The organism is Shewanella carassii (assembly GCF_019670705.1).
GTDB classification, from domain to species: Bacteria; Pseudomonadota; Gammaproteobacteria; order Enterobacterales; family Shewanellaceae; genus Shewanella; species Shewanella carassii.
Genome location: NZ_AP024618.1, coordinates 1,585,704 through 1,607,937 on the forward strand (window position 1 = coordinate 1,585,704; position 22,234 = coordinate 1,607,937).

20 protein-coding genes are annotated in these 22,234 nt (G+C 48.1%); 17 read left to right on the forward strand and 3 right to left on the reverse strand.

Annotation, left to right across the window (positions count from 1 at the left end):
• Nucleotides 1-3 precede the first annotated feature (3 nt).
• From K5621_RS07275 to K5621_RS07325, 11 genes are all read left to right on the forward strand, one after another.
• Nucleotides 4-885 (forward strand): MinD/ParA family protein, encoded by an 882-nt coding sequence (locus K5621_RS07275; protein ID WP_100142623.1) that lies wholly within the window; start codon nucleotides 4-6, stop codon nucleotides 883-885.
• Nucleotides 878-1,597 carry an RNA polymerase sigma factor FliA gene (locus tag K5621_RS07280; RefSeq protein ID WP_100142277.1) on the forward strand — a complete coding sequence of 240 codons (720 nt, stop codon included), beginning with the start codon at nucleotides 878-880 and terminating at the stop codon, nucleotides 1,595-1,597. Before K5621_RS07275 ends, K5621_RS07280 begins: the two co-directional genes overlap by 8 nt.
• A gap of 46 nt (nucleotides 1,598-1,643) precedes the next feature.
• Entirely contained in the window at nucleotides 1,644-2,027 is a 384-nt protein-coding gene (gene cheY, locus K5621_RS07285; protein WP_025011074.1) for a chemotaxis response regulator CheY, read from the forward strand.
• A gap of 13 nt (nucleotides 2,028-2,040) precedes the next feature.
• Nucleotides 2,041-2,778 (forward strand): protein phosphatase CheZ, encoded by a 738-nt coding sequence (locus tag K5621_RS07290; RefSeq protein ID WP_100142278.1) that lies wholly within the window; start codon nucleotides 2,041-2,043, stop codon nucleotides 2,776-2,778.
• A gap of 14 nt (nucleotides 2,779-2,792) precedes the next feature.
• Nucleotides 2,793-5,108 carry a chemotaxis protein CheA gene (locus tag K5621_RS07295; protein WP_221050804.1) on the forward strand — a complete coding sequence of 772 codons (2,316 nt, stop codon included), beginning with the start codon at nucleotides 2,793-2,795 and terminating at the stop codon, nucleotides 5,106-5,108.
• Between the two features lie 20 nt (nucleotides 5,109-5,128).
• Nucleotides 5,129-6,277: a protein-glutamate methylesterase/protein-glutamine glutaminase gene (locus tag K5621_RS07300; RefSeq protein WP_221050805.1), complete on the forward strand. Its 1,149-nt coding sequence runs from the start codon at nucleotides 5,129-5,131 to the stop codon at nucleotides 6,275-6,277.
• Nucleotides 6,270-6,734: a membrane anchored protein in chemotaxis locus gene (locus K5621_RS07305; RefSeq protein ID WP_221050806.1), complete on the forward strand. Its 465-nt coding sequence runs from the start codon at nucleotides 6,270-6,272 to the stop codon at nucleotides 6,732-6,734. Before K5621_RS07300 ends, K5621_RS07305 begins: the two co-directional genes overlap by 8 nt.
• A 77-nt stretch (nucleotides 6,735-6,811) precedes the next feature.
• A complete protein-coding gene (locus K5621_RS07310; protein WP_100142282.1) occupies nucleotides 6,812-7,603 on the forward strand; it encodes a ParA family protein in 792 nt (263 codons plus the stop codon).
• On the forward strand, nucleotides 7,587-8,558 hold the full coding sequence (locus K5621_RS07315; protein ID WP_221050807.1) for a chemotaxis protein CheW: 972 nt from the start codon (nucleotides 7,587-7,589) through the stop codon (nucleotides 8,556-8,558). The genes K5621_RS07310 and K5621_RS07315 overlap by 17 nt, the downstream gene beginning before the upstream one ends.
• A 7-nt stretch (nucleotides 8,559-8,565) precedes the next feature.
• Nucleotides 8,566-9,060, forward strand: a complete 495-nt coding sequence (locus K5621_RS07320; protein ID WP_100142284.1) for a chemotaxis protein CheW — start codon at nucleotides 8,566-8,568, stop codon at nucleotides 9,058-9,060.
• A 35-nt stretch (nucleotides 9,061-9,095) separates the two neighbouring features.
• Nucleotides 9,096-9,506, forward strand: a complete 411-nt coding sequence (locus K5621_RS07325; protein WP_221051145.1) for a DUF2802 domain-containing protein — start codon at nucleotides 9,096-9,098, stop codon at nucleotides 9,504-9,506.
• Nucleotides 9,507-9,628: 122 nt separating this feature from the next.
• On the opposite strand, the gene K5621_RS07330 is transcribed toward K5621_RS07325, so the two are convergent.
• Both K5621_RS07330 and K5621_RS07335 read right to left on the reverse strand, forming a co-directional pair.
• Nucleotides 9,629-9,952, reverse strand: a complete 324-nt coding sequence (locus K5621_RS07330; protein ID WP_229671814.1) for an EscU/YscU/HrcU family type III secretion system export apparatus switch protein — start codon at nucleotides 9,950-9,952, stop codon at nucleotides 9,629-9,631.
• A 9-nt stretch (nucleotides 9,953-9,961) separates the two neighbouring features.
• Nucleotides 9,962-11,608 carry a hypothetical protein gene (locus tag K5621_RS07335; protein ID WP_221050808.1) on the reverse strand — a complete coding sequence of 549 codons (1,647 nt, stop codon included), beginning with the start codon at nucleotides 11,606-11,608 and terminating at the stop codon, nucleotides 9,962-9,964.
• Between the two features lie 328 nt (nucleotides 11,609-11,936).
• On the opposite strand from K5621_RS07335, the gene K5621_RS07340 reads away from it, so the two are divergent.
• Both K5621_RS07340 and K5621_RS07345 read left to right on the forward strand, forming a co-directional pair.
• Entirely contained in the window at nucleotides 11,937-12,707 is a 771-nt protein-coding gene (locus K5621_RS07340; protein ID WP_221050809.1) for an MlaA family lipoprotein, read from the forward strand.
• Between the two features lie 77 nt (nucleotides 12,708-12,784).
• Nucleotides 12,785-13,891, forward strand: coding sequence for a response regulator (locus tag K5621_RS07345; RefSeq protein ID WP_221050810.1), 1,107 nt, complete (start codon nucleotides 12,785-12,787; stop codon nucleotides 13,889-13,891).
• A 139-nt stretch (nucleotides 13,892-14,030) separates the two neighbouring features.
• Here the strand turns inward: K5621_RS07345 and K5621_RS07350 are convergent, their stop codons facing one another.
• The gene (locus K5621_RS07350) at nucleotides 14,031-15,539 is read right to left on the reverse strand and encodes a peptide MFS transporter (protein ID WP_221051146.1); all 1,509 of its coding nucleotides are present in this window, start codon (nucleotides 15,537-15,539) and stop codon (nucleotides 14,031-14,033) included.
• Nucleotides 15,540-15,973: 434 nt separating this feature from the next.
• On the opposite strand from K5621_RS07350, the gene rfaH reads away from it, so the two are divergent.
• The 4 genes from rfaH (at nucleotide 15,974) to wecB (ending at nucleotide 22,230) form a co-directional block, all read left to right on the forward strand.
• The gene (rfaH, locus tag K5621_RS07355; protein ID WP_221050811.1) at nucleotides 15,974-16,471 is read left to right on the forward strand and encodes a transcription/translation regulatory transformer protein RfaH; all 498 of its coding nucleotides are present in this window, start codon (nucleotides 15,974-15,976) and stop codon (nucleotides 16,469-16,471) included.
• A gap of 570 nt (nucleotides 16,472-17,041) precedes the next feature.
• Entirely contained in the window at nucleotides 17,042-19,861 is a 2,820-nt protein-coding gene (locus K5621_RS07360; RefSeq protein ID WP_221050812.1) for an SLBB domain-containing protein, read from the forward strand.
• 81 nt (nucleotides 19,862-19,942) lie between these two features.
• Nucleotides 19,943-20,914, forward strand: a complete 972-nt coding sequence (locus tag K5621_RS07365; protein ID WP_221050813.1) for a Wzz/FepE/Etk N-terminal domain-containing protein — start codon at nucleotides 19,943-19,945, stop codon at nucleotides 20,912-20,914.
• Nucleotides 20,915-21,105: 191 nt separating this feature from the next.
• Complete coding sequence (gene wecB, locus K5621_RS07370) at nucleotides 21,106-22,230, forward strand: non-hydrolyzing UDP-N-acetylglucosamine 2-epimerase (RefSeq protein WP_221050814.1); 1,125 nt, start codon at nucleotides 21,106-21,108, stop codon at nucleotides 22,228-22,230.
• Nucleotides 22,231-22,234: the final 4 nt, after the last annotated feature.

The window sequence follows — 22,234 nt, forward strand, 5'->3', positions numbered from 1 at the left end:
GCTATGACCCGGGACCAAGCGAGCGGTTTACGAATGATGAATCAACCAAATAACGAAAAAGTAAAAGTAATTGCCGTGACCGGAGGCAAGGGTGGGGTGGGTAAAACCAGTGTCTCCATCAATACTGCGGTCGCTTTGGCGGAAAAAGGCAAACGCGTCCTGGTGTTGGATGCTGACCTTGGGTTAGCCAATGTGGATGTGATGTTAGGATTGCGTGCAGAACGCAATCTATCTCACGTACTTTCTGGTGAATCGGAGCTTGATGACATTATCGTTCGTGGCCCGAAAGGAATTGGCATTATTCCCGCCACATCTGGTACTCAAGCCATGGTTGAGCTGACCGCAGCTCAGCATGCTGGACTTATTCGCGCTTTCAGTGAGATGAAAACTCAGTTCGATATCTTGGTGGTGGATACGGCCGCCGGGATTTCGGATATGGTGCTGAGCTTCTCTCGTGCATCACAGGATGTTCTCGTGGTTGTCTGTGATGAACCTACCTCAATTACCGACGCTTATGCGCTGATTAAGATACTCAGCCGCGAGCATGGTGTGTTCCGCTTCAAAATTGTCGCAAATATGGTACGTAGTTTGCGGGAAGGTATGGAGTTATTTGCTAAGCTCAGTAAAGTAACTGACAGATTTCTGGATGTAGCACTGGAACTTGTGGCAACCATTCCGTTTGATGAGAACTTACGCAAGTCGGTACGGAAACAGAAATTGATAGTGGAAGCCTATCCCAAGTCACCGGCCAGTATTGCCTATCATGGACTGGCTAATAAGATTATGAGTTGGCCAATTCCTCAACAACCGGGCGGTCATCTCGAGTTCTTTGTTGAGCGCTTGGTACAGAGAACGGAATATCAGGAGGAAAGCGCGAGTGAATAAAGCGGCTGCATACACAGGTCTAAACGATAAGACAAAGATCGTTGAGCATTATGCACCGCTGGTAAAACGCATCGCCCATCATCTGCTCGCGCGGCTGCCTGCATCGGTTCAACTCGATGATCTGCTGCAGGCCGGCATGATGGGCTTACTGGAAGCCTCATCCAAATTCGATGGCAGCAAAGGTGCCAAGTTTGAAACCTTTGCCGGGATCCGCATCCGCGGTGCCATGATAGATGAAATACGCCGCGGCGATTGGGTGCCACGTTCTGTTCATCGTAACAATCGGCGTGTGGCGCAGGTGATGGATGAACTTGAACAAGAGCTGGGGCGGGATGCCCGCGATACCGAAATCGCCGAGCGGCTTGAGATGTCACTAGATGAATATCATCATATTCTAAATGATGTTTCTACAGGCAAAATCATAGGTATAGAAGACCTTGGCGTTGCGCCGGATGTGTTGATGTCGGAAGATATGCCGGCGGATGACTCTTTTGAAGAGTTGGCCCAAAGTCAGTTCCAATCAGCTTTGACCGATGCGATTAAGCGCTTGCCTGAGCGCGACGCATTGGTTTTGTCGCTATATTATGATGAAGCACTGAATTTAAAAGAGATTGGTGCCATTCTTGAGGTAAGTGAGTCTCGGGTAAGCCAGATCCACAGTCAGGCTATGCTGAGGCTAAAAGCCAAACTCAAGCATTGGACACAAGCGTAATTAATGACTGAGCAATTTTAAGTATGTCAGCTCACCGGAGGAAACCTTGGACAAGAATATGAAGATTCTCATCGTTGATGACTTTTCAACGATGAGACGGATCATTAAGAACTTGTTGCGAGACCTGGGGTTTAACAACACCCAGGAAGCAGATGATGGTTCAACAGCCCTGCCTATGCTACAAAAGGGCGACTTTGATTTCGTTGTAACCGACTGGAACATGCCGGGAATGCAAGGGATCGATCTGCTCAAGGCGATACGTGCCGATGAGCACCTCAAGCATATCCCTGTATTGATGGTAACTGCTGAGGCTAAACGCGAGCAGATTATCGCAGCCGCCCAGGCTGGTGTGAACGGTTATGTCGTTAAACCTTTTACAGCCGCAACGCTGAAAGAGAAGTTGGATAAGATTTTCGAACGGCTCGGTTGAGCGGGGTGATGCGATGAAAGCAGAAACATCCGGGCTGATTACGCTTGAGCAAGCTCAGCAGTTAGTGAACTTGCTTACACAGGGCGAACAAGATAAAGCTGATGATATGCTGAGGGAGCTGGCAGCCCCCCTGCAACGGGAACTGTTTGAAGAAGTTGGTAAGTTGACTCGCCAGTTACATAACGCACTGGTCGATTTCCAAGTCGACAGTCGTTTGGTCGAGCTAGCCAATACTGAAATACCCGATGCCAAGGAACGTCTTACCTATGTCATAGATATGACTGAGCAAGCTGCTAACAAGACCATGGATGCGGTGGAAGAGTGTTTGCCGTTGTCTGATGCTCTAAGCACCAATCTGCAAAATGTTAAGCCTGCCTGGGACAAATTGATGCGTCGCGACTTAGCATTGCATGAATTTAAGAGCCTTTGTCACGATGTACAGCATTTTATGCAGCAGAGTGAAGCCGATGCCTGTCGACTACGTGATTTGCTGAATCAAATACTGATGGCTCAGGATTTTCAGGATTTGACCGGACAGATGATACGTCGGGTCATTGAACTGGTAAGGGAAGTTGAGAACAGTTTGGTCTCTATGCTGACTGTGTTTGGTGAGCAACCTCTAGATGAGATGAGCGGCGCTGATGAGAAAAGCATCGAGGCTGAAGGGCCCATACTGAACGCCGAGCAACGCGAAGATGTGGTGAACGGTCAGGATGAAGTAGATGATCTGCTTTCTAGTCTGGGTTTCTAATAGGAGTCAATTTAATGGCCTTTGATGTTGATGAAGAGATACTCCAGGATTTTTTGATTGAAGCAGGCGAGATCCTAGAGCTGTTGCAGGAGCAGTTGGTGTCGTTGGAGAATAATCCGGAAGACACTGATTTGCTCAACGCCATCTTCAGGGGATTTCACACGGTCAAGGGTGGTGCAGGATTCCTGGGCTTGGCTCCCATGGTGGATGTATGCCACGAAGCAGAAAACACCTTTGACTTGTTGCGTACCGGCAAGCGTAGTGTCAGCTCCGAATTGATGGACATCATTTTGCAGGCGCTTGACAGCATAAATACTATGTTCGGCCAAACTCAGTCCGGTCAGGAGCAAGAACCGGCAGATGAACTGTTGTTGGAAAAACTGAAATTGCTTAGCTCTGGGGCGCCTCTGCCGTCTGAGTTGGCTCAGGAAGAAACTCCCGCGGTTGATGAAACCAACGATGAAAACGTTGATGAACTGTTCGATGGTATGTTGGACAGTGCCGGGGTGGAGTTGTTTGACGCGCCAAATGAAACAATCTCCGAGGATGAGTCCAAAGCATTGGTTCAAGGTACTGAAGGCAGTATAGATGACATTGATGAGGCTGAGTTTGAAGCCTTGTTGGATGCGCTACACGGTTCAGGCAAGGGGCCTTCTGCGAGTCATTCTTCGGCGGCCAATGTTGGTGCGCCTTCAACCAGCGACAGTGTATCTGCAAGTTCTGCTTCGGACGATATCACTGATGATGAATTTGAAAAGCTACTCGATGAGTTACACGGCAAGGGGCAATTTGCTGCTGCACCTGCGGCAAACTCTGCGGTGGTTGAGCAAGCTCCATCAGCCAGCGTCGATGCCGATGAAATTTCCGATGATGAGTTTGAAAAGCTGCTCGATGAATTGCATGGCAAAGGTGCCGGTCCAGGTGCTAACACCAGTGGTTCAGAGCCTGCAGCGAGTAACGCCAGTGCCAAAGCGCCGGCTGTATCTCAACCCTCTGCATCTCAAGTAGCCGCACCTAAAGCGCCTGCAGCAAAGACGGCTCCCTCAGTGGCCAAAGTTGAGGCACCTAAAGCGACTGCCAAACCTCAGGCCAAGGCTCCGGCTGTTGCCAAAGACTCGGCTCCGGCCAAGGCTGCGACCAGTGTACCGCAAGGGGAAACCACGGTTCGGGTAGATACGGCTCGCCTGGATGAGATCATGAATATGGTCGGTGAGTTGGTATTGGTGCGTAACCGTTTGGTCAGCCTCGGTATCTCCCGCGAAGATGAAGAGATGTCCAAGGCGCTGGCCAACCTGGATCTGGTGACTTCCGATCTGCAGGGCGCCGTGATGAAGACCCGAATGCAGCCGATTAAGAAAGTATTCGGTCGTTTCCCTCGGGTGGTTCGCGACTTGGCCCGCAGTCTCAATAAAGAGATAGATCTGCGGATGATAGGTGAAGACACAGATCTGGATAAGAACCTGGTCGAAGCCCTTGCCGATCCCCTGGTGCACTTGGTGCGTAACTCAGTGGATCACGGTATTGAAATGCCGGATGTGCGTGAGGCTAATGGCAAGCCAAGAACCGGGGTGATTACCTTGGCAGCCAGTCAGGAAGGGGACCATATTCTGCTTAAAATTGAGGATGATGGCGCCGGTATGGATGCTGCCAAACTCAAAGAGATTGCCATCAATCGCGGAGTGTTGGATGAAGACAGCGCTGCGCGAATGTCCGATCAGGAGGCCTATAACCTGATCTTTGCCCCAGGGTTCTCAACCAAGGTGGAAATTTCCGATATTTCCGGCCGAGGTGTTGGGATGGATGTGGTCAAGACCCGTATTACTCAGCTCAACGGCTCAGTGCATATCGACTCGGTCAAGGGTAAAGGCACCCGCCTGGAGATCAAAGTACCTTTAACCTTGGCGATTATGCCGACCCTTATGGTGGAAGTGGCTAAACAGGTGTTTGCACTGCCGCTCTCCAGCGTGAATGAGATTTTCCATCTGGATTTGACCAAGACCAATATCGTCGATGGACAATTGACAGTGATCGTTCGCGATAAGGCCGTACCGCTATTCTATCTCGAGCGCTGGCTCAGCCGTAAAGCCATGAGCTTCCAGCATGGGGATAAAAAACTGGGTCATGTTGTCATAGTCCAGCTTGGTACCATGCAAATAGGTTTTGTGGTGGATGCTCTGATAGGCCAGGAAGAGGTGGTGATTAAACCGCTGGGCTCTATGTTACATGGTACTCCGGGAATGGCCGGGGCGACTATTACATCAGACGGCGGTATAGCGCTGATCCTCGATGTACCAGGATTGCTGAAGCACTACGCCAAGTCCAAGCGTTGAAGTGCCGTATAAGGATTTAAATGACCATTAAAGTTTTGGTTGTCGATGACTCTAGCTTTTTTCGACGACGTGTCAGCGAGATAGTCAATCAGGATCCTGAGCTTGAAGTTATAGGGATGGCCAATAACGGTGCCGAAGCCGTTAAATTAGCCGCCGAACTCAAGCCTCAGGTTATCACCATGGATATCGAGATGCCGGTCATGGATGGCATAACGGCTGTGCGGCAGATCATGGCCACTCATCCGACACCTATCCTGATGTTTTCCTCTTTGACCCATGATGGTGCGAGAGCAACCTTGGATGCCTTGGATGCCGGGGCTCTGGATTTTCTGCCTAAGCGTTTTGAGGATATAGCTACCAACAAGGATGAGGCTATTCGTCTGCTGCAACAAAGAGTTAAAGCTTTGGGGCGCAGGCGTTTATTCCGCCCTATAGTTCGTCCGAGTACGCCGCAACCTCAGGCAAGTGCTCCCAGTCGACCTGCTGCGCCAAGCAGTTCGCCGCGGCAAACTGTTACTGCTGACAGCGCAGCAACCAATCGCCAGCCGGTGAGGCGCGCCAGCGGTGCGGTGCCAGCCAGAGCCAGTGGTAAGCAGTACAAGTTGTTACTGATAGGTACATCCACAGGTGGTCCCGTGGCATTGCAACGGATTTTGACCCAGTTCCCGGCCGACTATCCGCATCCTATCCTGCTGGTACAACATATGCCGGCAGCTTTTACCCCGGCCTTTGCCAGTAGGCTTAATGGCTTGTGTAAGATTGAGGTTAAAGAGGCGGCCAACGGTGATATGCTCCGGCCCGGTTGTGCCTATTTGGCGCCAGGTGGCATGCAGATGATGCTCGAGCGTTCGGGCGCCACAGGCCGAATTAAAATCCTCGCCGGCAATGAAGACATGAACTACAAGCCCTGCGTCGATATCACTTTTGCTTCGGCTTCCAAGGCTTTCGGTGGTGATGTGTTGGCGGTTATCCTGACGGGAATGGGAGCCGATGGCAGAGAAGGGGCTCGTATGCTCAAAGGCGTTGGTGCCACCATCTGGGCTCAGGATGAAGCCTCCTGTGTGGTCTATGGTATGCCACAGGCTGTTACGGCGGCAGGTATCTCCAGCCAGTCTATCTCATTGGATAATATGGCTGAGGCGATACTGAGAGAATCTGCTCGTGGTTGACAAAGAAACGCGTCTGCTGGGATACCGGCTGGCGCTGTTTTTGTTTTTCATTCTTCTGCTCCTAGTGACGGCGCTGTACTGGGACTTACTGCAGAAGAACCGCCAGCTGAGTGAGCAAGTGATCCAGCTCGAGTCGTCTCAGGTTCTGTTAATGGTGCCGGATGAACAAGCGGCGATTATTGCCGATTGGATGAGTCGTCATCCTCAACAGACGGCATCCTTACTGGACGTGATAAAACCTAAGGTCGCCTCCGGTATCGATGTGACGACAGCGGTTTCGCCTCATACGCAAACATCCCAGACTTTGGTGTCAGGTGAGGTCATCAAGGCTGGCGATGTTGCGGATACACAGATACCACAGCAGGTGCCGGAAACTGAGCTGGAAAATGGCGTCAAAGTGATACGTTTACCTCACGGTGGGATCCGCGTCACGACTCGAGAAGAGGGTTCTGAGTAGCCGTTCAGCATAAGAAAGATAATAATAGTGGTTCATTAGATAAGCTTGGCCGATATGGCAAAAATAAGGGGCGGAAAGTGAAAGTCTGGACCATTGCAAACCAAAAAGGCGGGGTGGGCAAAACCACGACAGTAGCCAGTTTGGCGGGCGCTTTGGCCAAACGCGGTCAACGGGTTTTGATGATAGACACAGACCCCCATGCTTCACTGGGGTATTATCTGGGGATCGATTCGGAAGAAGTTCCCGGGTCCTTGTATGATCTTTTCCTGGCTCACAACAACATTGAACCCACTTTGGTTAAACAGCATGCTGTTCCAACATCGGTAGAAGGTGTTGATCTTATTGCGGCAACAATGGCTTTAGCCACACTGGACCGAGCCTTGGGTCACCAAGAGGGAATGGGCTTGGTTTTGCGGAATATTCTTAAGTCAGTCGAGGAGGACTATGATGTCGCCTTGGTTGATTGTCCCCCTGTATTGGGAGTGTTGATGGTCAACGCCTTGGCTGCCAGTCAACACATAGTGATCCCGGTTCAAACTGAATTTCTGGCGATCAAAGGTTTGGATAGAATGATCAAGACTATGGAGCTAATGGGCCGCTCGAAAAAGACCCGTTACAGTTACTCCATAGTGCCTACAATGTACGATAGGCGTACCAAGGCTTCTCCGGCAGCCTTGCAACATCTTGGCGAAGTATATGGCGATACCTTATGGCCGGATGTTATCCCTGTGGACACCAAGTTTCGTGATGCCAGTTTAGCCCATCTGCCGGCATCCCATTATGCCCCTAATTCTCGGGGGGTGAAGGCTTATGAGCGTTTGCTCGATTATTTGCTGGCCGGGGAGTTTGACCATGTCAAAATCGGTTGATGAGACTGTTTTTGATTATTTCAGTTTGCTGCTGACCGAGCCAGCTCCCAAGGCTAAACCTGGGCTGAAGCCGGAAGCGAAAGTGGTGGTGAGTATTGAGCCGGTTCAAAAGGCTGAGCCGCTACTGGAGGATAACATTGCCGCGCCAGTCGATAATGTACTTGATACTGAACCTAAGGTAGCGCCTCTTTTTCAGCCGCAGAGTACAGCTAAACGCTATCAGGTTGAACCCGAGAAGCCGAGGCTCGATCGTAGTGCACTGGAGCAGTTACTGGCTCCTGTGTTTAGAGAGCCGCTAACCGAAACCCCGACCAGCGGAACTCAGACCGAGACCGTCTTGGCCACTGCCGCAAAGCTTGAGTTATCCAGCGAGGCAGTTGTAGAGCAGGCTGAGATTGAGACAGGTGTCGCAAAGAGCGAACCAGAATTACAGGAGACGGTTCAACTCGAAACGCAAGTCGGCGCGCCGGTTTCGCCGATAGAACCACTTAAAGAACAACTGGAAGATGAGTTTCAGGTGCTGTTCTTTAAGGTGGCAGGGCTGACGCTGGCCGTGCCTCTGATCAGCTTGGGCGGTATAGTCAGAATTGAGCGTATCAATCATATATTTGGGCGTCCGGGATGGTTTATGGGGGTGCAGGGGTATCGAGAGTCGCAACTGAATATTGTTGATACCTGCGCCTGGGTTATGCCGGAAAAATATGACGATAAACTGGCGCAATCCGTAAATTATCAATATCTTGTAGTATTAGAGAACAGTAATTGGGGTTTGGCTTGTGAGTCTTTGGTCAATGCGGTCAAGATTGACAAGTCGCAGGTCAACTGGCGAGGCAGCGAAGGCAAGCGTCCCTGGTTGGCTGGAGTAGTGAAAGAACAAATGTGTGGCATTTTGCATGTACAGGCATTGATCGAAATGCTCAATGCCGGGTTAGGTTGTCAGGATCCGATAGACTGAGGTAAATATGACAGATTCAAGAAATGTAGCAGCGGTATCTGCGGGAAAGGACGATGCCGTTCTCCAATGGGTGACCTTCAGACTGGATAACGAAACCTATGGCATCAATGTGATGCAGGTTCAGGAAGTATTGCGTTATACCGAGATTGCCCCTGTACCCGGAGCCCCTCACTACGTGCTGGGGATTATAAACTTGCGCGGCAATGTGGTGACAGTGATCGACACCCGTTCACGATTTGGTTTACCTTCGGCTGAAGTGGACGATTCTACCCGAATCGTGATTATTGAAGCAGAAAAGCAGGTAATAGGCATCTTGGTCGATAGCGTGGCAGAGGTGGTCTATCTGCGTCGCTCTGAAATCGATAATGCGCCTAATGTAGGTACCGAAGAAAGCGCCAAGTTTATTCAGGGTGTCAGCAACCGTGGAGACGAGCTGTTGATCCTGGTGGATTTGGATAAGTTGCTTTCTGATGATGAATGGGCCGAGTTGGCGCAAATCTGATTGAAGTTTGCAGGGAAAAGGAGTTTTAACCCATGATGGGCGATGGCTTTTTGATCGCTGCGCTGGTATACGTTGTTGCCTGTCTTGGGCTGGTACTGTACCTGCAAAAACAAAACAATAAGCTCAGAAGCAAGGTTGAAGCCTTAACCGTTTTGGTCAAGGAAAGCGACAAGCAAAGGGAAGCTTTAAAGCGGGAACTGCAGGAGCTCCGCAGTGGAACCATAGGGGTCGGGCGTCGGGTGTTGGAGCTGGAGAAACGCCTGGTTGAGCAAAATGCCCGCTTGGATGAGTCGATGCAGCAGGATCCGCAAGCCAAGCTCTATAGTCGGGCCATGAAAATGGTACAACTGGGAGCAGGGGTTGAAGAACTTATTCGCGAGTGTGAATTGCCCAAGGCCGAAGCTGAACTCCTTATCCGTTTACACGGCAAGACAGCCAGAGCCTGAACTTTTGCCGTAGTTCCTAAAGAGCGCATTAAGATGCGCTCTTTCTATTTCTGCCATGTAATCAGTCTGAAAGCGTTTTTGGCGTCTAGCTTAGCCGTTTGCCAACATTATCCGCTTTTGGATTAAGCCTTATCGACAATCCTTTGATGTAGGTTATTCCATTGCTCTGGGAATTTGCCATCCAACATATAGACAAAGGCGATCAGTTCGGCGATCAGCTGGTAGAGTTCCTTGGGGATCTCTTCTCCCAGTTCCAACATTTGCAGAAAGTCACTCAGGTAAGGGTCTTGATGAATATGGATTCCGGCCTCTTGTGCTAACGCAATGATCTCTTCCGCCAACAGATCTTGGCCCTTGGCTGTTATCTTGGGCGCCGTTTTTCCATCATAACTCAGGGCCACTGCCTGACGAGGTTTGGCTTGCTTGTCGTTTGAATCCATGGACATAGTTTTTCCTCAGGCTTTCAGTTGCACCAGATAGTGATCGCCGGGCAATAGGGTCGCAGGCACAGGGGCAACGTGTGCCTTCAGTTCGTTGGGAGTGAGTCCTAACTGAAGCAGTTTTTGCGACAGGGGGGGTAAGAAATTACTGACCCGGCTTATCAACGCCTGGGTGCTACCAATAAATTGCAGATCGACCTTATCATCTTTAACCTTCGCCTTGATCAGCAAAGACCCCATCCCCAGATTAAATTTGAGTTGCAGTTGCCAGGCTCTGTCTTTGTCGGCGTCCTTATCCTGGTCATTGTGCTCAAATTTGCCCTCCAATTGCTCGTTTCTCTGGTTGAGATAGTAAGGCAACATGAAGTACCAGCATTGGCCGTTATTATCAGTATTGGCTTGTTGATAAAGCGCGACTGCCTGGGACATCTGTTGCAGTGCGTCTAAAGTGCCGTTTTTTTCCAGTGAAGCTAACTGGTGATTTTGCAGGCCTGACTGGTTTTGCAGCCCCTCCAGGTATTGCCTCAAACGCTGAGGGACGCTGAGGTTCTGGTTGCTCGCCCTGACACCAAGTAGCAACTGAAATAAAGTGGTAATCGCACTTGCTTGAGTTGGGGCCTGTGACTGTGTTTGTTGACTGGTCAACTGTAGCCCAGAGAGTCCTAGCAGTTCACCTCTAAGCTGTGATGGCTCTGTCAATTCACTCAGGGGCACCGGGGATAACGAGGGCAATTGCTTGAGCAGTTCAGTGGCCAGGTTGTGTTTGACTTCAAGGGCCATGGCCTCGGCTCTTGGCATCGCGCCGGCCTTATTAAAGGCACGCTGAAGGAAGTTCAGCTCTGGTATTTTGCTGGTTTCGCCGGCAACTTTATTAGCTGTGCTTACGTCAGTTGGTTTACCAGTAAGGGGGGAAGAGACGGATTGGGGCGGGGGAACACTGGCTTTATCTGTTCCCGGCATAAGAGTATTTTTTGACTGCGGTAATACAGACGCGGCCACTTTACTGTCAGTGGCCTGAGGCAAACCAGATTTGGCGGCTAAGGTAGACTCTTTCTGTGATGCTTGCTCCCCTTTATTCTGGAGTTGTTGCACCTGGGATTGAGGTTGCTGCTCCAGCAACTTGATTAACCTGGCGTAGGTTTGGGCAACTTCTGGTTTGGTTATCAATTGCTCATTTGTTTTACCTGAGTCAATTGTTGGCGGGTTTGATAAGGGGGTCAGCCTTACCTCCAGCCTGGCATTGATGGGCGTTAATTGCAGCAGCAGTTCCTGATTGTTACCGACAACCTTGGCTACGTATTCTCCGGCGGGGAGTTGTAACTGTGGTGGGAAGGCGATGCTGGTACCATTGGCAAAGCGCATTTCGCCTTGCGAGACGGTCACCATGGGCAAAGGGTAGCCTTGCGGTCTGGTTGCCAATTGCTGCAATGTTGTTTGACTGATGCCATTCTTTGCCGCTAACTGCATCAAAGCGTCCGGCAGTTTTATCTGTACTTCGTTTGCCAACAAAAGCAGTTGAGTGTTTTTACCTTGGATGATTTCCGGTAAGGGACGAGTCAGCTCCAGTAGGGTAGTATTGGCTTGATAAAGAAGGGCCTTGGCTTGAGCGGCGCTTTCTTGCTCAACAAACTGCAGTTGATATTGTGCATTTTGAATTTGCAACCTGATCTCGCTGCTAACCTCCATAGTGGTTACCGGTAACAGCGGGATAGATGTGTTTGTTTGAGGCGAAGGACCCGGCCTTGAAGAGGGAATTGTACCGTTCACTGGATCCATTGTTGCAAACCCCGCTCCTCGAGTTGTTTTATCAGTAAGCAATCGTAAATTTAAATTTGATCTATTTCTACAGCGAAGTATCCTTATCCGTCCAAATCGACATTGGCAGAAAGTTGACTGTTGCTGTAGGTATAATTGGTTATCGGCCCATGGTAATCAAAGCTTTAACAGTTTTTCGGTTGGATTACCGCGGTTCTTATACAAAGAGAGTAATATGAAGTTTAAATGGATTCTGATGGTTGCAGCTGCGCTGAGTGCACATTCGGCAGTGGCTGCAGGGAGTAGCGCAAGCAACAAAACACAGGATGTGCGCATCAGTTACAATGACCCAAGGGATCCGATAGAAGGGTTCAACCGTGTCATGTGGGACTTCAACTATTTGTATCTGGATAGATTTCTCTATCGCCCCGTCGCTCATGGTTACAATGACTATATACCCATGCCGGTCAAGTCAGGTCTCAACAACTTTGTGCTTAACCTCGAAGAACCTCAAAGTTTGGTCAACAACAGCTTACAGGGCAAGTGGGGCTGGGCGTTGAATGCCGGAGGCCGCTTTACTGTCAACTCAACCGTTGGTCTGCTTGGTTTGATTGATGTGGCAGACATGATGGGAATGCCTCGAAAACAGGACGATTTTAATGAAGTGCTGGGCTACTATGGCGTGCCGAATGGTCCCTATTTTATGGCGCCATTCTTTGGCCCCTATGTTACCCGTGAACTCGCTTCAGATTGGGTGGATGGTCTATACTTTCCGTTATCAGAGCTCACTATGTGGCAGTCGGTGATCAAGTGGGGCCTTAAGAATCTTCATGCCCGTTCTGTTGCCATAGATCAAGAAAGATTAGTAGACAACGCGCTCGATCCATACACTTTCGTCAAAGATGCTTACATACAGCACATGGATTATAAAGTGTACGATGGCAATGTGCCTTCGAATGAGGACGAAGACGAGTTGCTTGATGAATATATGCAGGAACTGGAGTAACCCGCCATCTGTTTGCTTATCGCAGGTGGTTGATAAGGTCACTCGTTACCGGCGATTGATACCTGCGGGGAATTACCATGGCGCTAAACAGTCTCAATGTACTGCTGGTTGAGGATGACCCCGTCTTTCGCAATATTGTCGCCGCCTTTCTCAGTGGGCGTGGCGCCAATGTTGTTGAAGCCGAGGATGGCGAGCAAGGACTACAAAGTTTTAAAAATCATAAATATGATGTGGTGGTAGCTGATCTCTCAATGCCCAGAATGGGGGGGTTAGAGATGCTCAAGGCTATGTCGCGCATTAATCCAGCTATTCCCTCCATTGTAATTTCTGGAAACCAGGTCATGGCCGATGTCGTTGAAGCTCTGAGAATTGGAGCTTGCGATTATTTGGTTAAGCCCGTGTCGGATCTCTACAGTATCGAACATGCCATTAATCAGTGCTTGCTGACTCCTGAACATGAGCAGTGCTCTCTCAATAAAGATTTGGAAGAGCTTTCTTTTATGGAGTTCAATGAAAATTTGGCCTTATTGGAGCAAAATGCGGAAGCGGCCAAATGTGTGCAACAGCAGTTATTCCCAGCAAGCCGCATTGAATACCCTAAGGCTAGATTGGATTACAGCTTGTTCAAACACGAGCAAGTAAGTCCTTACTTTATTGATTCGGCCATGGTAGGGACTAATCATCTCATTATGTACATGGCACATTTTCATCCAGAGGACAATAGAGCCGCCTTTGCCAGTGTGTTGATGCGCAGTTTCGTCAATCAGAAGCTGAAATTGAATCGTAACGGCATCAGTTCCGTAGTGTTGGAACCTTTCAATATGCTCAGTTACTTGAATGACCGTTTGGTCAAGTCTGGGCTGGACCTATATTGCGACATGATCTATATCGCGATTGAGCTCGATAGTTACCGGGCGGCTATCGCTCAGGCGGGTAGAGGATTGAGGTGCTATATACGCAACCTGGATGGCATCACACCGCTGGCGTTGGCTGACTCATTGCAATTGGGATTGTTGGAGTGGGGGCGTCCGGCAACTCATTTCCGTAGTATATTGCCCGGTGAGAGTCTTTGTATCATTACCAATGAGCCGGAACATAGGCAATTATTGCAACAAGATAGGTTTTTGGGGCTGACCTTTAATCCTCAGGTTCCTCAAGGTGGCTTTGTTCAATTGTCACTGTAAGCATTTGTTTGGGGCGAGGATATCGGCAGTATGTTGTAGTGTAGAAAAACTCAATGAAATAGAGTCGGCAAGCACACTCGAACACGCTGACAAGAAAGGCTGCATAATGCAGCCTTTCTGTTAAACAACGGAATAGTCATTAGCGCTTAATGGCTTCATGATCGCCAGTTACCGCGATTTCTTGCTCCAACGCTTCTTCTTCGGAGTGATCGTGTATTTTATTCTCTGCACCGTGCATCCAGTCGACCAGTTTATCGGCCATAAAGTAAAGAATGACACCGGAAATAGCTGCTGTAATAGCAATGCCAGAGAAGATGGACATGGCATTGGCCAATTGTTCTTCTTTCTCGCCGCCGTGACCGATAAAGGAGCCGACAATACCGGCAATTTTGTTGGCCATAGCGATAAACAGGAACCAGGCGCCCATCATCAATGAAACGATACGCAGGGGGGCTAATTTGGTAACCATAGACAGACCAATAGGTGATAAACAAAGCTCACCCATGGTGTGGAAGAAGTAGGCTCCCACCAACCACCACATGCTGGATTTGGCAGAGGCATCGCCACCCATTTCCATTACGGCGCCAATCATAAACAGGAAGCCGATTGCCAGCAGAAACAGGCCAAGTGCAAATTTTACCGGTGAGTTGGGTTCTTTATCCCCTAAGCGGATCCAGATAGATGCCACAACCGGAGCAAAGACAACGATGAAGATGGCATTAAGTGACTGGAAATAGGTGGTGGGTACTTCCCAAGTGCCGATAAAACGGTCAGTGAACTCATTGGTAAACAGGTTCATCAGACCGCCGGCCTGCTCAAACCCTGCCCAGAAGATAATGGTAAATAGACCCATTACCATGATCACCTTAATGCGATCGCGTTCCACTTTGGTCAGTGGTTCTTTTCGCACTTGTCCGCGGGCCAAATCTTTTTCGCGTTCAAGTTTGGCTGAAGGCACAGTACCTATGTTGCCCAACAGCTTTTGGGCGAAGAGGAATTGGATGATCAGTGACAATACCATACCGATACCGGCACACATAAAACCTGCTTGCCAGTTATTGATGGTAACCTCCATACCATCTATTACTTCAGTATGACCAAAGCTGGTATAGGCCCAAGCTACTACAAAACCGGAGAGGGCTGCGCCCAAGTTGATCCCCATGTAGAAAATGGTGAAGGCGCCATCGCGGCGATGATCTCCCTCTTCGTACAGATCACCCACCATGGTTGATATGTTGGGCTTAAACAGACCGTTACCTATGATAAGGGTTCCCAGGCCTATATAAAACACCATGGTTTCAAGACCTGGAGTCATGCTGTGGGGCGTGGCCAAGGTAAACTGACCTATCGCCATCAGCGCACCGCCAATGTAAATTGCTTTCCGTTGGCCAAGGTAGTTATCCGCAAGCCAGCCACCAATGAGGGGGGTGAGGTAAACTAAAGCAGTGAAGGTACCGTAAAGAGAAAGGGCATCTGCCTGAGTCCAGCCCAGGCCTCCGCCTTGAGAGTTAACCTGATCAACAAGATACAGTACCAGAATGGCTCGCATCGCGTAGTAACTGAATCGTTCCCAAAGCTCTGTTGTAAACAGCAGGAACAATCCCTTGGGGTGCCCGAGCACTGTCCCTTTGGGTTTTGCTAAGCTCATGAAATCTTCCACCTTAAATTTGTTAGTTGGTCGTGTGACAAGGGTCAACACGGAAAGTGACTGTTTTTTTATCCCAGCTGTTTTGCCGTTAACATCACACAATGGGTAAAGTGCTATGGCATATTTTTTAATGTGCTGTGACTGAGGCTTTGGTTTTGTGTTCTGTAATCTGCTTATCAAAATCAACAAAGCCCACCTTATATACCCTTGATCCATTACTAAAGTCAATTTGCATGCCAAATTGTGGGGGCTTTGTGAGCTACTTGAGGCAATGGCGTAACAAGGTTTTATTGGGGGGTGATTATCAATATCAATTAGACTTTGGTGGGGTGAGTACGACCTCTGAAATTCGCTTTTAATCGTAAACTTATGTCTGATATGATTGCCGACCGTGATAGGAAGTCACCCGACAGAAACCAAGTAGTGAGAACACCATGAAGGCCTGGTACCTTTTATACTGTAAACCTCGCAATGAAGTGAGGGCACAACAGAACTTGACCCTCCAACAATTGGAGACCTATTTGCCTATGGTGCGAAGCGAAAAGAAAGAGAAAAACAAGACTGTCGTCCGTAAGCAACCTTTGTTCCCCAATTATTTATTCATCAAGTTTGACCCTGAGCAGACGAGTGTGCGGCAACTGAAGTCCACTCGAGGCGTGGCTGATTTGGTTAACTGCCGAGAAAAGCTGCTGCCGATAGATGAACGCCTGATCATTCAGCTCAAACAACGTGAGTTAACAACGCCTTTGATCACAGAAAAGCCCCTGCAAGCTGGTGATAAAATACAGTTCACCGAAGGACCTTTTGCTGATTTTGACGGAATTTTCGCAGAGACGTGTGGTGATACTCGCTGCAAGGTATTATTCACTTTTCTAGGACAATATAAGTGCATCACCGTTGAGCAAAGCGCCATCAGGGCCGTATGTGCGTAAAAGCCCATGGCATGTGTAGGATATTTGCCATTATGGTAATAATTCAGGATTTATTCAGTTATCTGTTGCAATTATCTATTCTTAAATATCAATTGGTTAGAAAGAATCCTTGCTTGTTGAGAGGTGATTTTCATCATCTGGCTGAGCAATTGTTATGAATACATAAGGGTAAAGGGTTTTTAACCTGAGGTTTACCTATGAGTGGGGTATAATCCCCCGTTTGATAGGCATAGATAGTTGTAATGGTGGCATAGAGTGTTCGAGCTCTATGTAACTAAAAAATTTAGATTTTTGCATGGCAAAGGGCATTTTGGAGGCCGCAATCCATGGGCGGTAGCGTGTCTGGAGCACAAGAATACGAATGATTTCGCCGTCTTGTTGTAAGTCGGTGGGGACGGTGACTAACTCATAACTGTTTAGTAATTTAAGCAAAATTCGAGTTGACCACTTAAGGTAAGAGAGTTGGATTAGAAGACACTGGCCCCTGAACCGGTTGTCGGTTCGCACGGGGCCAGTGTTACTTGCTGGCCATTTGATTTTTAGTGTTACTCACCATAACGGAGACAACTGGTGTTACAGAAAACCAAAAAACTCATCATAGCGGGTCTCGGGGTATTGGCTTTGCTTGGCTCGCAAGTCCAAGCGATTACGCCATCTCCTCAAATGATAGAACAATTTAAAAACTTGCCTCGTGCTGAGCAGGAAAGGTTAGCAAAACAATATGGTATAGATCCTGCCATGTTGAGCGGTAGCGGAAGTGCTAGTGATCAGAAGCTAGAAAATCCACAGTTGGTATATCCGCGAGGACAACAGAGTTTCCCTGGTGCAGAACAGGACAGTTGGCAATATCAAAATGGTCAGGGACTTGAACGAAGTCAGCGCCGAAACCAAGATAAGCATCAGCTAGATTTTACGGCCGCAGCAGACAAGGCGGAGCTTAAACGATTCGGCTATTCCTTGTTTGAAGGGGAACCGAGCACTTTTGCACCTGTGTCAGATGTCCCTGTTCCAAGTGAATACTTGATGGGGCCTGGAGACACTCTGAATATACAACTCTTCGGTAAGGACAATAGGGAGTTTACTCTTACTGTCAACCGTGACGGTACTGTGCAATTTCCTGAGCTTGGCCCAATCAGTGTGGCGGGGTTGAGTTTTGCTGAAACCAAAGACACGCTGCAAAAGCGCATCAAGCACCAAATGATAGGGATTGAATCCAATATCACTATGGGAGAACTGCGCTCGATTCGCATTTTTGTCGCTGGGGATGCCTATAAACCGGGCTCTTATACTGTATCCAGCTTATCGACCATGACACAGGCGCTGTTTGTCTCCGGCGGTGTCAACGAAATTGGTTCATTGCGTAAAGTGCAACTTAAGCGTAACGGAAAATTAATTGGTACTTTGGACTTGTATGACTTACTAATGCGAGGCGATGCTTCCGGTGATCTTAGATTGCAGTCCGGTGACGTAGTCTTTATTCCTCCCGTTGGCGGCTTGGTTAGTGTGGCCGGCGAGGTCCGACGTCCAGCCATTTATGAACTGAAAGGCGGAGAGACCTTTGCCGATGTTATCACCATGGCTGCAGGTGTGAAGCCGGGATCTTACCCCAAAAGCAGTACGGTTGAACGATATAATGACCAAGGGTTGAAGTCGCTTTTAACAATCGATCTCACCTCAGCCAAGGGCCAGAAAACCTTGGCCAAGGCGGGGGATGTGGTCCGAGTTAAAGGTACTTCGGGTCAATACGACAATGCAATAACGCTTGTCGGTGCCGTTGTAAGGCCTGGAAAGTATCAATGGCATCAAGGCCTGAAGGTTAATGACATTCTTAAATCAATTTGGTCCGATTTACAGATTTCTGCAGATTTGGATTATGCCATCCTGCTTCGTGAAGTTGATGATTACGGCAATATTGATGTATACCAGTTTGCGCCTGGGAAGGCCATTCTGCAGCAAGATACCAATGAAAATCTGGAGTTACGTCCGAGAGATAAGCTTATCGTTTTCAATTTCAGCGACGATAGTATTAATCGATATGAGCTAAACAAACTGGTTAAAGACCGAGTTGCTAAAGTGACTTCACTTACTGGTGACTCCTTGTTGGGTTCAGACCTGTTTAAAGCAGGTTTTAATGACTTGCAAAATAAACGACTCAACAAGCGTACTGAGCTTGCCGGGGTGGTCGTCAACGATGGTACTGAAGGCGAAGATGAACTGGACGAAGCTCAGAAAATGGAGCAGGAAGCTGTTACCGCTGAAGTGAGCAAGATGCTCAGCAACCTGTTTGATGATCGAGACTTGATCAAGTTCAGTTACATGATGAACCGCAGTGAACTCCTGTATCCGGTTATCAGTAAACTTAACGCCCAGGCTCGTGCAGGTAGCAGCGTCAAGATAGTCGCCGTTACTGGCAAGGTACGCCACGAAGGCATGTATCCGTTGAGTGTTAACGCCTCAGTGAGTTCTCTGATTGAAGCGGCGGGGGGCCTTAAAGAAGGAGCATATACAGAGCGGGCTGAGCTTACTCGTACTATTACCGACGTTGCGGGTTCTTCCATTGTGCATAAGACAGTGGATTTGGCATCGGCTATTCAAGGAAACAAGACGGCAGATATCTCACTCGAAGGGCGAGACATACTGACCGTGATGACAACCCCCGATTGGCAAGAACATCAAACAGTTGAAATCCGCGGTGAAGTTAAATTCCCCGGGGTTTATAACATTCGCCGTGGCGAAACATTGCAGGATGTTATCCAACGAGCCGGTGGCTTCACCGAATATGCTTACTTGCCATCGGCCGTGTTTGTGCGTGAATCTGTTCGCAAGCAAGAGCAGATGGAAATCAAAAAACTGGCAGATCAACTTCGTCGGGATATTGCTACCCGCGGCGTATCCAAGGACGGCAATGTGGTCAACTATGCCGATGCTCAGTTGATGCTCAAAGATCTTGAAGGCATTAAGGCTGTGGGCCGACTGGTTGTTGACTTACCTGCTATCTCGGTTGGTATTACCCAAGCTGACTTGCAACTCGAAGACCAGGACATTTTGTATATACCCTCTACCAAACAGACCATTGCTGTTATGGGTGAGGTTCAGCACGCGTCGACTCATAGATATAAAGAAGGTCTGACTATCGACCAATATCTGGAGATGTCCGGCGGTGCTCGTAAGCGCGCAGATGAAGACAGAACCTATGTCATTAAGGCCGATGGCTCTGTGTTGATGCCTAAACGTTCTATGTGGTTTAGCAGCGAAGATAATCTGCAGCCTGGTGATACCATTATCGTCCCACTGGATACAGAGTATAAGGATAACCTGACACTCTGGAGCCAAGTGACTCAGATCATTTACAACACTGCAGTGGCGGTGGCAACCATTTCTGGGTTGTAATTTCAAATATAAAACTGTGCCCTAAAGCATCTATTTATTCACTTTAGGGCACATCCTATAAAAGTATCATTAGATAAAAATATGAATTCACAAATTACTCCTCAACAACATCCGGATGCGCAGTTTTCTGCGAATACGATGAGAGATGATGAAATCGATCTCCGTGAACTCTTTGCTGTCATTTGGCAAGGAAAATGGTTAATTACCGGTGTCACTCTGGTGTTTGCTGTCGCGTCTGCTGTTATTGCGCTGATGATGCCGAATATTTATAAGTCAGAAGCATTACTGGCACCCGCATCAGAAGAGCAGGGGGCTGGCGGACTAGCCGGGCTTGCTTCCCAGTTTGGTGGCCTTGCCAGTATGGCTGGGATCAATTTAGGTGGCAAAGGTGGCACAGACAAGACGCAATTGGCTATTGAAGTACTCAAGTCAAGGCAGTTTATCGGCGACTTTATTGATAAGCATCAAATACTGCCCGAGCTGATGGCGGTTGATAAGTGGCACATGGCTGATAACAGTTTGTCATTTGATCCTGAAATGTATAACCAACAAAGTAAGACTTGGGTTCGTGAAGTTAAGCCCCCATTTCAGCCAAAACCTTCCTTACAGGAAGCACATAAAGCATTTTCTAAAATACTAGTCGTCAATGAAGAAAAAGAAAGCGGCATGGTGAAACTTTCGATAGAACATCAATCACCTTTTATTGCCAAACAATGGGTAGATTGGCTAGTTGCAGATATTAACCTAACCATGAAAGAACGGGATGTAGCCGAAGCAACCCGTAGTACTGAATTTCTAAATAAACAGATTGAACTCACTAATGTTGCAGATATCCGTACAATTCTTTACAAACTGGTAGAGGAACAGGCCAAAACTATAATGTTCGCCGAGGTGCGGGATGAATATGTCTTTAAAACAATTGACCCAGCACTTGTCCCCGAAGAAAAGGCCAAGCCAAAGCGAGCGTTAATTTGTGTGATAGGTACCATTTTAGGCGGTATGTTGGCTGTGATGATGGTTCTTCTAAGTCATTTTGTTAGAAAGGAAAGTTAAAGTAATGAAATGAGGGCCTATTGGGACCGTTTCCGGAAACGGTAAAACTTAGGTTCTTCAAAGGATAATGAAAATTCGATTATCTCAAAATGGATAAAATGTGTCTCAGCAGGGTTTGAAGGGCTGACACTTAAAAGTTGTAACGTAGCGACTTAACTCTTGGTAGAACGCAATAAAAAAGGTCCGATGTAATGATAAAAAAGAAAGTGCTTACCGTTTTTGGTACCCGGCCAGAAGCAATCAAGATGGCCCCTCTAGTTCATGCCTTAGCATCCGATGACCGTTTTGAAGCAAAGTGTTGTGTTACAGCCCAACACAGGGAAATGCTCGATCAAGTACTCGAATTATTTGACATAACACCGGATTACGATCTTGATTTGATGAGAGCCGGTCAAACACTTAATGATGTCACTGCGGGTATTATGCAAAAGTTAAAACCTGCCCTTCAAGAATTTAAGCCAGACGTTGTGCTTGTGCATGGTGATACAGCGACGACTTTCGCTGCGAGTCTTGCCGCTTACTATGAACAAATTGCTGTTGGGCATGTAGAGGCTGGTCTTCGTACAGGTAATATTTATTCTCCCTGGCCAGAGGAAGCAAACCGCCGCTTGACGGGAGTATTGACTAAGTACCATTTTGCGCCGACAGAAACCTCAAAGCAGAATCTTCTCAAAGAGAACTTTGAGCCAAGCACTATTACTGTGACGGGTAATACAGTCATTGATGCGTTATTGATGGTGAAAGAAAAAATTGATTCAGATACAGATCTCAAAAGTACGATAGCTGAACAGTTCCCTTTCTTAGATGAAAACAGAAAGCTTATCTTGGTCACCGGTCATCGTAGGGAAAGTTTTGGTGGTGGATTTGAGCGTATCTGTGAAGCGCTAGCGACTATTGCTATAATGCATCCTGAAGTACAAATCCTATATCCTATGCATTTGAACCCCAATGTAAGAGAACCTGTAAATCGCATTTTAGGTGAGGTCAATAACATTTTATTAATCGAGCCACAACAATATCTTCCTTTCATATATCTCATGGACAGGGCTCATATCATTCTTACTGATTCTGGCGGCATTCAGGAAGAAGCGCCCTCATTGGGAAAGCCAGTGTTAGTTATGCGGGATACTACAGAGCGTCCTGAAGCTGTTGAGGCGGGGACAGTTAAGTTGGTTGGTACTGATATTAATCAAATAGTGTCTAATCTAGACGAGCTTTTGTGTGATGCAGATGCATACAAAAAGATGAGCTATGCGCATAACCCCTATGGTGACGGTAAAGCGTGTGAAAGAATTTTGGAAGAATTAGTTAAATAAGTAA

Bases quoted from the DNA above. Each gene is read 5' to 3' on its own strand.
- K5621_RS07275 (WP_100142623.1), top strand. From the start codon at position 4: ATGACCCGGGACCAAGCGAGCGGTTTACGAATGATGAATCAACCAAAT.
- K5621_RS07290 (WP_100142278.1), top strand. From the start codon at position 2,041: ATGAAAGCAGAAACATCCGGGCTGATTACGCTTGAGCAAGCTCAGCAG.
- K5621_RS07295 (WP_221050804.1), top strand. From the start codon at position 2,793: ATGGCCTTTGATGTTGATGAAGAGATACTCCAGGATTTTTTGATTGAA.
- K5621_RS07300 (WP_221050805.1), top strand. From the start codon at position 5,129: ATGACCATTAAAGTTTTGGTTGTCGATGACTCTAGCTTTTTTCGACGA.
- K5621_RS07315 (WP_221050807.1), top strand. From the start codon at position 7,587: ATGTCAAAATCGGTTGATGAGACTGTTTTTGATTATTTCAGTTTGCTG.
- K5621_RS07320 (WP_100142284.1), top strand. From the start codon at position 8,566: ATGACAGATTCAAGAAATGTAGCAGCGGTATCTGCGGGAAAGGACGAT.
- K5621_RS07325 (WP_221051145.1), top strand. From the start codon at position 9,096: ATGGGCGATGGCTTTTTGATCGCTGCGCTGGTATACGTTGTTGCCTGT.
- K5621_RS07330 (WP_229671814.1), bottom strand. From the start codon at position 9,952: ATGTCCATGGATTCAAACGACAAGCAAGCCAAACCTCGTCAGGCAGTG.
- K5621_RS07340 (WP_221050809.1), top strand. From the start codon at position 11,937: ATGAAGTTTAAATGGATTCTGATGGTTGCAGCTGCGCTGAGTGCACAT.
- K5621_RS07345 (WP_221050810.1), top strand. From the start codon at position 12,785: ATGGCGCTAAACAGTCTCAATGTACTGCTGGTTGAGGATGACCCCGTC.
- K5621_RS07350 (WP_221051146.1), bottom strand. From the start codon at position 15,539: ATGAGCTTAGCAAAACCCAAAGGGACAGTGCTCGGGCACCCCAAGGGA.
- rfaH (WP_221050811.1), top strand. From the start codon at position 15,974: ATGAAGGCCTGGTACCTTTTATACTGTAAACCTCGCAATGAAGTGAGG.
- K5621_RS07365 (WP_221050813.1), top strand. From the start codon at position 19,943: ATGAATTCACAAATTACTCCTCAACAACATCCGGATGCGCAGTTTTCT.
- wecB (WP_221050814.1), top strand. From the start codon at position 21,106: ATGATAAAAAAGAAAGTGCTTACCGTTTTTGGTACCCGGCCAGAAGCA.